The sequence below is a fragment of the Saccharothrix ecbatanensis genome (assembly GCF_014205015.1).
GTDB classification, from domain to species: domain Bacteria; phylum Actinomycetota; class Actinomycetes; order Mycobacteriales; family Pseudonocardiaceae; genus Actinosynnema; species Actinosynnema ecbatanense.
Map to the genome: position 1 here is coordinate 8,218,272 of NZ_JACHMO010000001.1, position 12,229 is coordinate 8,230,500.

Consider the following 12,229-nt stretch of genomic DNA (forward strand, 5'->3'; position numbering starts at 1 on the left):
ACGGTCTGTCCGCGTTCACCCCCAGGGGAGCCACCGCAATGCCCCAGCCCGGCCCGTTGTCCGGCCTGCTGACCGCTGTCCTGCCCGACAAGGCCCTGCGCGCCCTCGCCGATTCGGTCGGCGTGCCCGACCTCGAACTGGAAGGCCCCCCGGCGGCACGTCCGCTGGTCGCGGCGGCCCTCTCGAACAGCGCGCCCGTGCTGGCGGTCACCGCCACCGGCCGCGAGGCGGACGACCTGAAGGCCGTCCTATGCGACCTCATCGGCCCGGACCAGGTCGCCCTGTTCCCGTCGTGGGAGACGCTGCCGCACGAGCGCCTGTCCCCCCGCGCGGACACGGTCGGGGCTCGGCTCCAGGTGCTGCGCCGGCTGGCCCACCCCGAGGGCAACCCGCTGAAGGTCGTCGTCACGACGGTCCGCAGCCTGATCCAGCCGATGGCGCCCGGCCTCGGCGACCTCACGCCCGTGCACCTGACCGTGGGCTCCGAGCACGACTTCGAGGCGCTGCTCGAGAACCTGGTCGAGGTCGCCTACACCCGCGTCGACATGGTCGAGAAGCGCGGCGAGTTCGCGGTCCGCGGCGGCATCCTGGACGTGTTCCCGCCGACCGCCGAACACCCGCTGCGGGTCGAGTTCTGGGGCGACGAGGTCAGCGAGATCCGCCCCTTCTCGGTCGCCGACCAGCGGTCCCTGCCGCAGGAGGTCGACGCGTTCACCGCGGCCCCGTGCCGCGAGCTGCTGCTGACCGAGCAGGTCAAGGGCAAGGCCGCCGTGCTGGCCGAACAGCACGCCGCCGACGCCCACCTGCACGAACTGCTGGAGAAGGTCGCCAACGGCATCCCGGCCGAAGGCATGGAAGCCCTCATCCCGGCGCTCTGCGAGGGCGAGCTCCAGCTCCTGACCGACGTCGTCCCCGAGGGCACGCACGTCGTCCTCAACGACCCGGAGAAGATCCGGGCGCGCGCCCGTGACCTGGTGCGCACCGGCCAGGAGTTCCTGGAGGCCTCCTGGATGGCGGCGGCCGGCGGCGGCCAGAGCCCCATCGACCTGGACGCCAGCGCCTACCACAGCCTCGCCGACGTGGCGCAGTCCGCGCGGGCCGGCAACCGGCCGTGGTGGACGCTCAGCCAGCTCACCACCGAGGGCGAGGACGTCGTCCGGCTGGAGCTGAAGCACGTCGAGGCCTACCAGGGCGACATCGAACGGGCGTTCGCCGACCTGCGCGCGCACACCGTCTCCGGCGGCACGGCGGTCCTCGTCGTCCCCGGCTCGGGCACCGCCCAGCGGGCCACCGAGCAGCTGCGCGAAGCGGACGTCAACGTCGTCCTGCGGGACGTCCTCGACACCGTGCCCAAGCAGGGCGCCGTCACGGTCGTCCGCGGCGCGCTGGAGGACGGCTTCTCGCTGCCCGAGCTGGCGCTGGTCGTGCTCACCGAGACCGACCTCACCGGCGGGCGGCACGGCACGTCCACCAAGGACATGCGCCGCATGCCCAGCCGCCGCCGCAACGCGGTGGACCCGCTGGCCCTGCGCGCCGGCGACTACGTCGTGCACGAGCAGCACGGCATCGGCAAGTACGTCGAGATGGTGCAGCGCACGGTGGCCGGCGCGACCCGCGAGTACCTGGTCCTGGAGTACGGCTCCAGCAAGCGCGGCCAGCCCGGCGACCGCCTGTTCGTGCCGACCGACCAGCTGGACGAGGTCTCCCGCTACGTCGGCGGCGAGCTGCCCACGCTGAACAAGCTGGGCGGCAGCGACTGGAAGAACACCAAGGCCAAGGCGAAGAAGGCGGTCAAGCAGATCGCCGCCGAGCTGGTGCAGCTCTACGCCGCCCGCCAGGCCGCGCCCGGTCACGCGTTCGCGCAGGACACGCCGTGGCAGCGCGAGCTGGAGGACGCGTTCCCGTTCACCGAGACGCTCGACCAGATGGCGGCGATCGACGAGGTCAAGGCCGACATGGAGCGCACGGTCCCGATGGACCGGGTGATCTGCGGCGACGTCGGCTACGGCAAGACCGAGATCGCCGTGCGGGCCGCGTTCAAGGCGGTGCAGGACGGCAAGCAGGTCGTGGTGCTCGTGCCGACGACCCTGCTCGCCCAGCAGCACCTGAACACGTTCGCCGACCGGATGCGCGCGTTCCCGGTGAACGTCAAGGGCCTGTCCCGGTTCACCGACGCGCTGGAGGCCGAGCAGACCATCACGGGCCTGGCCGAGGGCGACGTGGACATCGTCATCGGCACGCACCGCCTGCTCCAGAAGGGCCTGCGCTACAAGGACCTCGGCCTGGTCATCGTGGACGAGGAGCAGCGGTTCGGCGTCGAGCACAAGGAGCACATCAAGGCGCTCCGCACGCACGTGGACGTGCTCACGATGTCCGCCACGCCGATCCCGCGAACGCTGGAGATGTCGCTGGCGGGCATCCGCGAGATGTCCACGATCCTCACCCCGCCCGAGGAGCGGCACCCGATCCTGACCTACGTCGGCGGCTACGACGACAAGCAGGTCGGCGCGGCCATCCGGCGCGAGCTGCTGCGCGACGGCCAGGTCTTCTACGTGCACAACCGGGTGTCCTCGATCGAACGCGCCGCCCGGCACATCCGCGAGCTTGTCCCCGAGGCCCGCGTGATCACCGCGCACGGCCAGATGAACGAGGACAAGCTGGAGAAGATCATCCAGGGCTTCTGGGAGAACGAGTACGACGTGCTCGTGTGCACCACGATCGTCGAGACCGGCCTGGACATCTCCAACGCCAACACGCTCATCGTGGAACGCGGCGACATGCTCGGCCTGGCCCAGCTGCACCAGCTGCGCGGACGCGTCGGCCGTGGCCGGGAACGCGGCTACGCCTACTTCCTGTACCCGCCCGAGTCGCCGCTGACCGAGCACGCGCACGACCGGCTGGCCACGATCGCGCAGAACACCGAGCTGGGCGCGGGCATGGCGGTGGCCATGAAGGACCTGGAGATCCGCGGCGCGGGCAACATCCTCGGCGCCGAGCAGTCCGGCCACATCGCGGGCGTCGGCTTCGACCTGTACGTGCGGCTCGTCGGCGAGGCCGTGGAGGCGTTCCGCAAGCACGCCGGCGCGGAGGGCGAGCTGGAGGAGGAGCTGGCCGACGTCCGCGTCGACCTGCCGGTGGACGCGCACATCCCGCACGACTACGTGCCCGGCGAACGCCTCCGGCTGGAGGCGTACCGCAAGATCGCCGCCGCGGGCGACGCCGAGTCGCTCCAGAGCGTCTGGGACGAGCTGAAGGACCGTTACGGCACCCCGCCGCTGCCCGTCGAACGGCTGCTCGCGGTGGCCCGGTTCCGGCAGACGTGCCGCGCGCACGGCGTCACGGAGGTCGCCACCCAGGGCACGACCATCCGCTTCGCGCCGCTGGAGCTGAAGGACAGCCAGATGGTGCGGATGCGCCGGCTGTTCCCCAAGGCGGTCCACAAGCCGACCACCAACACGGTCAGCCTGCCTCGGCCGACCGAGGGCGCGGCCGGCGGCCGGATGGGCGCACCCGAGTTGCGCGACCAGGAGCTGCTGGACTGGTGCGCCGGATTCCTGGAGTCGTTGGCGGGGACTCCCGTGAGCGGCGTCACGCGGACATGAGAAGGTACTGGTCGTGAGGACTGTGCAGAGGCGCTTCACCCTGATCGGCGCGGCTGTCACCGCGGTGGCACTGCTGGTGGCGGGCTGTGGCAACGGCCCGGCCCACGTCGGCTCGGCCGCGATCGTCGGCGACACCGTGCTGCCGCTGGAGCAGGTGCAGCAGCGGCTGGAGATCGTGCTCAAGAAGGAGCCCGAGGCCCAGAAGCTGCACGACCAGCGCAAACTCGACCAGGTCGCCCGTCAGCTGGTCACGCTCGGCGTGCAGCACGAGCTGATCGGCCTGGCCGCGCAGCGCGAGGGCGTCACGGTGTCCGAGGAGGCCGTGGCCGAGTCGGTCGCGCAGGCCGGCGGCGCGGACGTGGCCTCGCAGAACACCGTCTACGACGCGGTGACCTTCCGCGAGCGGGCCAAGGACCAGCTGCTGCTGGTCGAGCTGGCGCGCAAGTACGCGGACCGGATGGAAGTCACGTTCGACTACTTCTTCGCCAAGGACAACGCCGAGGCGGTCGAGAAGGCCAAGCAGGTGGCGAAGGACCCGGCGAAGATGGCCGAGTTCGTCGCCGACGCGCCGCAGAGCGCCGACGGCCAGGCGCTGTCCCGGAAGGGCCAGCGGGTGCGGTCGGCCGACTCGCCGCAGGCCGCCCAGTCGCCGCTGTTCGGCGTGCCGGCGGGCAGCGTGGTGGCGTTCGCGCCGGACCCGAGCAGCGCGCAGTGGATCGTCGCCTACGTGACGGACCGCAAGACGGACGTGCGGACGTCCGGCGAGTCGTCCACCGGGCAGCTCACGCCGCAGCTGCTGGAGCAGATCGGGCTGCGGCTCGTGCAGTCGCTCGCGGGCGACCCGGAGATCCAGATCAACCCGCGGTACGGGAAGTGGGACGGCACCGCGATCGCGCTCGCGCCCAGCGAGGGCGAGATGAGCGGCTACCAGGCGACCGTTCCGCAGACGTCCCCGTGACCGTTGTCGTCGTAGGCTCCACCCCGGTACTTCCCGCCGCCGCGCTGCCCGCACTGCGGAGCGCGGCGGTGGTGTACGCGGGGGAGGGCGTGGAGGCCGCGCTGTGGTCGGCCGAACCGGTCGCCGGGTTCTCGGCCGGCCCGTCGGTCGTCCTGCTGACCACGAACCCCGACGAACCGGCGGCGCGCGAGCTGATCTCGGCCGGCGCCCCGGTGATCCGCACCCCGGCCGTGCCGCTGCTGGACGCGGCGGCCGTGATGGACCGGCTGCGGTCGCCCGGCGGGTGCCCGTGGGACGCCGAGCAGGACCACAAGTCGCTGCGGCAGTACCTGGTCGAGGAGACCTACGAGCTGCTGGAGGCCATCGAGGACGGCGACCGGGCGGCGTTGCGGGAAGAGCTGGGCGACGTGCTGTTGCAGGTCCTGTTCCACGCCCGGATCGCGGCGGAGGACGCCCAGGAGCCGTTCGGCATCGACGAGGTCGCCGGTGACCTGGTCGCCAAGCTGGTCGGCCGGCACCCGCACGTGTTCTCCGGCCACGACCCGGCGGTGCACGACGCGACGTCCCAGCAGCACCGGTGGGAAGAGCTGAAGCAGGTCGAGAAGCAGCGGGAATCCAGCGTGGACGGGGTGGCCGCCGGGCAGCCCGCGGTGGCGTTGGCCGCCAAGCTCGCGCAGCGGGTGGCGCGGGCCGGGTTCCCGGTGGACCTGCTGCCCGAGGGCGACGACACCGGCATGACGCTGTTCGCGGTGGCGGCGCTGGCGAAGCTGGCCGGCGAGGACCCGGAGACCGAGCTGCGGGCGGTGGCGCGTCGGTTCGAGGCGAACGTGCGCGCCGCCGAGCGATCCGCCCGCGCGGCCGGTGTGACGGCGTTGACGGCGGCCGACTGGCGCGCCCACTGGCCTGCCTGAGCGTTCCCCGGTCCGGTGACGTCCGGGCGCGATGCCGCAGTGAAGCTTCCGGCCCGCCTCAACCGGGAGTGAACGGCGCGCTAACGTCGAGAGGGTGACCGAGGCCTACCTCCGCTTCCCGCACCTGCACGGCGATCTAGTGACGTTCGTGGCCGAGGACGACGTGTGGCTCGCCCCGCTGGACGGCGGCCGGGCCTGGCGGGTGACCGCCGACCAGGTGCCGGTGTCCTTCCCCCGCTTCGACCCGACCGGCACGCGACTCGCCTGGACCAGCCGCCGTGACGGCGCGCCCGAGGTCCACCTGGCGCCGGTGGAGGGCGGCGAGGCCACCCGGCTCACCTACTGGGGCGACTACTCGACCTCCGTGCGCGGCTGGACGTCCGCCGGCGAGGTCGTCGCGGTGACGGCCACCGGCCAGGCGTCGTCCAACCGGCAGTGGGCGCACGCCGTGCCCACCGACGGCGGCCCGTCACGCCGGCTGCCGTTCGGCTGGGTGGACGACGTGTCGTTCGGCCCGTCCGGCCAGGTCGTCACCACCTCCGTCTATGGCCACGACCCCGCGTGGTGGAAGCGCTACCGGGGTGGCGCGGCGGGCAAGTTGTGGGTGGACGACGACGGTGACGGCGAGTTCGTCCGCATCCTGCCCGAGCTGACGTCCTCGCTGACGTCGCCGATGTGGATCGGGGACCGGATCGCGTTCCTGTCCGACCACGACGGCGTCGGCAGCGTGTACTCGGTCCTCCCGGACGGGACGGACGTGCGTCGGCACACCGGGCAGCAGGACTTCTACGCGCGGGTGGCGTCGAGCGACGGCGAGCGGATCGTCTGGCAGCAGGCGGGCGAGCTGTGGCTGCTCGACGACCTCGACGGCGCGTCACCGCGTCGGCTGGAGATCGTGCTGGGAGGCCCCCGCACGGCCCGCCGGCCGCGTCCGGTGTCGTCCCGCCCGGAGGACTTCCACCCGGACAAGACCGGCCGCGCGAGCGTGGTCGAGGTGCGCGGCACCGTGCACTGGGTGACGCACAGGGACGGTCCGGTGCGCGCGTTGGCCGAACAGCCCGGCGTGCGGGCACGGCTGCCGCGCGTCGTCGGCGACAACGTCGTGTGGGTGACGGACGCGGACGGCGAGGAGGGCCTGGAGTTCTCGCCGGTCGGCGGCGTGGAGCCGGGCAACGAGCCGCGCCGCGTGGCCGTCGGCAAGCTCGGACGCGTGCTGGAGATGGCCGTCGCGCCGGACGCCCGCCGCCTCGCCGTCGCCACGCACGACGGGCGGCTGCTGCTGGTGGACGTCGAGTCCGGCGAGGTGCGTGAAGTCCTGAAGGGGGCGAACCCGCACGTCAGCGACCTGGCGTTCTCCCCGGACTCGAACTGGCTTGCCTGGTCGCACCCCGGTCCGCGCCCGCTCCAGCACATCCGGATGACCAACACCACCGACCTGTCCGTGGTGGACGTGACGCCGCTGCGGTTCTCCGACTTCTCGCCCACGTTCACCGAGGACGGCCGCTACCTGGCGTTCCTGTCGGTCCGCAGCTTCGACCCGGTGTACGACGCGCACGTGTTCGACCTGTCGTTCCCGACCGGCTGCCGGCCCTACCTGCTGCCGTTGGCCGCGACCACGCCGTCGCCGTTCGACCCGCTGCGCCTGGGCCGGTCCGTCGGGGACGACTCGCACGACAAGGACAAGGACAAGGACGACGAGAACCCGATCACGGTGGTCGACCTGGAGGGGTTGGCCGACCGGGTGGTGACGGTGCCGGTCGCCGCGGCCAGCTACTCGGCGCTGACCGCGGCGAAGGGCGGGCTGCTGTGGCTGCGGTCGCCGTTGCGCGGGGTGCTGGGGGACAACCTGGCCGGCCCGACCGCACGTCCGCCGCGGGCGTCGCTGGAGCGGTTCGACCTGGCCAAGTCGCGCACCGAGACGCTGGAGGACGGCGTGGACGCGTTCGACGTGGCCGGTGACGGGCAGCGGATGGTCGTGCAGGACCGCGGCGACCTGCGGGTGGTGCCGACGGACCGGAAGGTCGACTCGGACGACAGCGACTCGGTGGACGTCGACCTGTCCCGGATCCGGGTGGTGGTGGACCGGGCGGCCGAGTGGCGGCAGTCGTACGCGGAGGCCGGGCGGCTGATGCGGGACCACTTCTGGCGCACCGACATGGGCGGCGTGGACTGGGCGGGCGTGCTGGAGCGCTACCGGCCGCTGGTGGACCGGCTCGGCAGCTACAGCGACCTGGTGGACCTGCTGTGGGAGGTCCAGGGCGAGTTGGGGACGTCGCACGCTTACGTCATGCCTGCTCACGGTGGGGCGCGTGGACGTGCGGTGGGGCTGCTCGGCGCGGACCTGGAACGGGACGAGGCGGGCGCGTGGCGGGTCGTGCGGGTGATTCCTGGGGAGACGTCGGACCCGGCGGCGCGGTCGCCGTTGGCGGCTCCCGGGGTCGCGGTGCGGGCGGGTGACGCGATCGTGGCGGTCGACGGGCGGCAGGTCGACCCGTTGACCGGCCCCGCGCCGCTGCTGGTCGGTGCGGCGGGGAAGCCGGTGGAGCTGACCGTGCGGCCGGGTGGTGGCGGTGAGCCGCGTCGGGTCGTGGTGGTGCCGTTGCGGGACGACGAGCCGCTGCGTTACCACGCTTGGGTGGCCGACCGGCGGGCGCGCGTGCACGAGCTGACCGATGGGCGGGTCGGGTACCTGCACGTGCCGGACATGATGGGCGCCGGCTGGGCGCAGCTGCACCGGGACCTGCGGGTGGAGCTGGCGCGTGAGGCGGTGGTGCTGGACGTGCGGGAGAACGGCGGCGGGCACACGTCCGAGCTGGTGGTGGAGAAGCTGGGGCGCAAGATCATCGGTTGGTCGGTGGCGCGTGGGTACACGACGGCCGTGAGCTACCCCGGTGACGCGCCGCGCGGGCCGGTGGTGGCGATCGCGGACGAGTTCGCCGGGTCCGACGGGGACATCGTGAACGTGGCGATCAAGGAGATGGGCATCGGTCCGGTCGTCGGCACCCGGACGTGGGGCGGGGTGATCGGGATCGACATGCAGTACAGCCTGGTGGACGGGACCTTGGTGACGCAGCCGCGTTACGCGACGTGGTTCGCCGGGCCGGGGTGGGACGTGGAGAACCACGGCGTGGACCCGGACGTGGAGGTCGTGATCACCCCGCAGGACCGCGTGGCCGGCCGCGACCCCCAGCTGGACACCGCCGTCCGCCTGGCCCTCGCGGCCCTCTCCACCCACCCGGCCGCCACCCCACCCCAACTCCCACCCCTAACCCCGTGAGTCCTACGTTCGCGACCCGTGAGTCCTACGTTCGGAACGCGTGAGTCCTACGTTCGCGACCCCCGAGTTCAACGCTCAGTACAAGATCGTTTGTTCTGAGCGTTGAATTCGGGGGTCCTGAACGTAGGACACGGTGGTCCTGAAGGTACGACTCGCGCGTTCTGAACGTAGGACTCACGCGGAGGAGGGTGTCGCCCCGGTGGCCGCCCTCGCGCCCGACGGCGAGGAAGGCGAGCGTGACGACGGCCGCCGGGCCGATCTCCAACGCCCGGTCCAGCTTGCCGCGAAGCTCGGCGGCGATCGTGCGGGCCGTGGCGCGCATCCAGAAGATCATGCCGGTGACGAACGCCACCGCGAGCAGCGACATGCCGCCGCCGAACGCCTCCTGCTGCTCGAACGTCATCGTGGCGGTGGTGAACGTGACGATCGCGCCGACACGATCGACAGCGCGACGGCCGCGCCGACGCCCAGCCAGACGTGCGGCAATCGGGACCGGCGGTCGGTCTTGACCAGCAACGCGACCAGGATGCCGACGACCCGGGCTGCTTCCAGTCCTTCGCGCAGCCCGATGAGCCCGTTGCCGAGAAGCACGGCGGCCGTCCTCACGCGGAGTCAACTAAGGCTGCTCTGCGCTGTCACGTCTAGTGGGACAAACAGCACTTAACCCCGCATAACAGGCACTCGGGACGTATCGCCGCGCGAAGTGGCCTCGGGCACTCATGGCGAGCACGTAGCCTGGGGCGGTGGTCGTCCCGCCGCCGTCGAAGACCGAGCCTCGCCCTCCGGGGCGCGGCGATGCCGGCAACCTCGTCGGACGCCTGGCGCTGGTGCTCCTCCTGCTCGCTTTCGTGGCGGGCGGGGCGTGGGCGCTGGGCGCGTTGAACAGGTCCTCGCCGAGGCCCGCCGCCGATCCGCCGTTCCCCGTGCCGTTCCAGGAAGTGCAGCCCGGTGCCGCCGCGCCGGGTGCGGCCGGTCAGGTGCCGACGCCAGGCTCCGGCGACCCGGAGGCCGCGACGGTCGAACCGCTGGACGCGTGGGCGGCGTCGTTGTCCAAGAAGATCGACGTCCCGGCGCGTGCGCTGCGGGCGTATGCCGTGGCGGACCTGATGATGCGGACCCAGGACCCGTCGTGCCGGATCTCGTGGGCGACGCTGGCCGGTATCGGTCGGATCGAGTCGCACCACGGCACCATCGGCGGTCGGCGTCTGGACGAGGCCGGTCGGCCGTCGAGCCCGATCGTCGGTATCCCGCTGGACGGCTCACCGGGCGTGAAGGCGATCGCCGACAGCGACGGTGGCGTGCTGGACGGTGACACGACGTGGGACCGGGCGGTGGGTCCGATGCAGTTCATCCCGACGACTTGGGCGCGTTACGCGGTGCGTGCGAACGGGGACGGCCAGAGCCCTGATCCGCAGAACATCGACGACGCAGCGCTGGCCGCGGCGCGGTACCTGTGTTCGGGTGGACGTGATCTGGGCACCGGCGAGGGCTGGTGGAATGCGGTGCTGGACTACAACAACTCGACCGAGTACGGGCAGAACGTGTACAGCGGCGCCGACGCGTATGCGCGCGCCAGCCTCAACACCTGAGTGCCCACCGCCAAGATAAAGACAGGGGTCCCCTGGACGGGACGCCCGCGAAGCATGTGTGGTCGCGCGAAGCAGGTGGGCGCGCGAAGCATGTGTGGTCGCGCGGCCGGGCAACTTGGTGCGGTCGATCAGGCCGGGTGGTGCTGGTCGGGACCGGCGTGGTCGTTGGCACCGGGGGCCTGCGTGGGCGGGTTCGTGGGTCGGGTCGTGGTCGGAGTGACCGTGAGGCCCAGGTCCGGGAGGCCCAGCCAGTCGAGGTCCACCGAGGCCGCCGTGGCACGGTCCGCCAGCTTCAGTCGCACGCGGTACACGCTGAGCAGTAGGGCTTGCAGTGAGTCGACGCCGAACGACGCGCCGACGGTCTCGTCACCCAACCCCACGATCTGGTGCGGGCAGCACCAGTCGCCGTTGGTGCTCAGCGGATCGGGGTGGGGTCTGCCGAAGCGGATCACGACAGGAGTCCGGGCGCCGTCCCCGGCTACGCACTCCAGGCGCCGTTCGGCCACGACCTCACCGAGCCGGTAAGCCGTCATCGGTCGCGCTCTACCGCCAGACGCGCGCTGACCTCGCCCAACGCCTCCTGGTACTCCGGTGACGGGTTCATCGCCGCCGCCATCCGCAGCTGCGTCAACGCCTCGGTCAACCGGTTCTGCCGCTGCAACGTCCGCCCCAACGCGAACCGCGCGTAGTGGTCGCTGGGATCGAACTCCAGCACCTTCAGGAACGCCGCCTCGGCACGCTTGAACTGGGCCGAACCCAGGTAGGCCCGACCCGCGAGCAGCTGCACGCTCGCCCGCTCCGGCGCCGCTTCGAGCACGACTCGCAGCTCGCGCAGCGCCTCCAGTGGTCGGCGGTCCGCGAGCAGCGCCTCGGCTCGGCGGAACGCCTCGAAGGTGCTGTCCGTCATAGTTCGATCAACGCTACCCGCGCACCCCGCCCCGGTTCGACAGCCGACCGGATGACGGAATCGGCGTGTCACCACATGGGCTGCCCACGAGTCACCCCACCAGTGCGGCGTGCAGCCGGTCGAGCACCGGCTTGATCGACGAGGGTTGCTCCACATGGGCGTTGTGCCCCACGCCAGGCAGGACTATTCCACCCGCCTGCGCCGCCGGCAGGTGCTCCGGCGGGCACATGTGGTCCGTCTCGCCCGCCGCCAGCACGACCGGCGCCTTCGCCACCGCCAGCAACCCCGCCACGTCCGGCGCGCCCACCCCGAACGCCGCCGGATCCAGCGCCGCCCTCCACCCGTCCACCTCGCCGACCCCGCCCGAGCTGCCGGACCTTCCCGAGCCGACCGGCTCACCAGACCCGACTACCCCCGCCGAGCCGCCCGCACCAGCCACGGCGCCTACCTCAACCACACCGTCCTCCAACGGCACCCCCGCCAGCTTCCCGGCCCACACCGAAGCTTCCGCCCGAGTCCCGAACACCCGCGCCGGCCGCACCGCCATAGAAGCCGCCCGCTCCAACTCCTCCGCCGTCCACCGCAGCTTGATCCCCACCCCGCCCACGGCCCGCACGTCGACCCCGAACCACCCGCTCGCCAGCGTCAACGCCACCACACCACCCAACGAGTGCCCCAGCACCGCCACCGGCCCACCAGGGACCACCGCCGCCACCGCCGCCGCCAACGCGCCGAACGAATACCGGTCCAAAGCAGCCGACCGACCGTGCCCCGGCAAGTCCACCGCCATCCACGACCCGGGCCACGACTCCGCGACCCCACGCCACACCGACCCGGTCGCACCAAGCCCGTGCAGCAGCACCAGCAACGGCCCGTCCCCACCCCGCGTCACGTGAACCACGCGTGAAACCCCTTCCCGGTGACGCCCCGCCGAGCGAGCCGGGGCCGTCCCACACCTTGCACCAACTAGGCTCGTCACAGGTAC

The 12,229-nt window shown here is 72.2% G+C and carries 8 protein-coding genes and 1 pseudogene; 5 read left to right on the forward strand and 4 right to left on the reverse strand.

The window, feature by feature from the left end:
- The first annotated feature begins 38 nt into the window (after positions 1 to 38).
- From mfd to F4560_RS36355, 4 genes are all read left to right on the forward strand, one after another.
- On the forward strand, positions 39 to 3,602 hold the full coding sequence (gene mfd / locus F4560_RS36340) for a transcription-repair coupling factor (protein WP_184927608.1): 3,564 nt from the start codon (positions 39 to 41) through the stop codon (positions 3,600 to 3,602).
- Positions 3,603 to 3,615: 13 nt separating this feature from the next.
- Positions 3,616 to 4,560: a SurA N-terminal domain-containing protein gene (locus F4560_RS36345; protein WP_184927609.1), complete on the forward strand. Its 945-nt coding sequence runs from the start codon at positions 3,616 to 3,618 to the stop codon at positions 4,558 to 4,560.
- Positions 4,557 to 5,471, forward strand: coding sequence for a nucleoside triphosphate pyrophosphohydrolase (locus F4560_RS36350; RefSeq protein WP_184927610.1), 915 nt, complete (start codon positions 4,557 to 4,559; stop codon positions 5,469 to 5,471). Before F4560_RS36345 ends, F4560_RS36350 begins: the two co-directional genes overlap by 4 nt.
- Positions 5,472 to 5,565: 94 nt before the next feature.
- Positions 5,566 to 8,748 carry a S41 family peptidase gene (locus tag F4560_RS36355; protein WP_184927611.1) on the forward strand — a complete coding sequence of 1,061 codons (3,183 nt, stop codon included), beginning with the start codon at positions 5,566 to 5,568 and terminating at the stop codon, positions 8,746 to 8,748.
- Positions 8,749 to 8,953: 205 nt separating this feature from the next.
- Here the strand turns inward: F4560_RS36355 and F4560_RS36360 are convergent.
- A pseudogene (locus tag F4560_RS36360) lies at positions 8,954 to 9,339 on the reverse strand (FTR1 family iron permease); the annotation flags it as partial.
- A gap of 152 nt (positions 9,340 to 9,491) precedes the next feature.
- Here F4560_RS36360 and F4560_RS45160 point away from each other — a divergent pair.
- Positions 9,492 to 10,337 (forward strand): lytic transglycosylase domain-containing protein, encoded by an 846-nt coding sequence (locus F4560_RS45160; protein WP_312869682.1) that lies wholly within the window; start codon positions 9,492 to 9,494, stop codon positions 10,335 to 10,337.
- Positions 10,338 to 10,465: 128 nt separating this feature from the next.
- On the opposite strand, the gene F4560_RS36370 is transcribed toward F4560_RS45160, so the two are convergent.
- From F4560_RS36370 to F4560_RS36380, 3 genes are all read right to left on the reverse strand, one after another.
- Positions 10,466 to 10,870 carry a DUF6968 family protein gene (locus tag F4560_RS36370; protein WP_184927612.1) on the reverse strand — a complete coding sequence of 135 codons (405 nt, stop codon included), beginning with the start codon at positions 10,868 to 10,870 and terminating at the stop codon, positions 10,466 to 10,468.
- A complete protein-coding gene (locus F4560_RS36375; protein ID WP_184927613.1) occupies positions 10,867 to 11,244 on the reverse strand; it encodes a tetratricopeptide repeat protein in 378 nt (125 codons plus the stop codon). The genes F4560_RS36370 and F4560_RS36375 overlap by 4 nt, the downstream gene beginning before the upstream one ends.
- Before the next feature lie 91 nt (positions 11,245 to 11,335).
- Positions 11,336 to 12,145 (reverse strand): alpha/beta fold hydrolase, encoded by an 810-nt coding sequence (locus tag F4560_RS36380; protein ID WP_312869683.1) that lies wholly within the window; start codon positions 12,143 to 12,145, stop codon positions 11,336 to 11,338.
- Between the last annotated feature and the right edge of the window lie 84 nt (positions 12,146 to 12,229).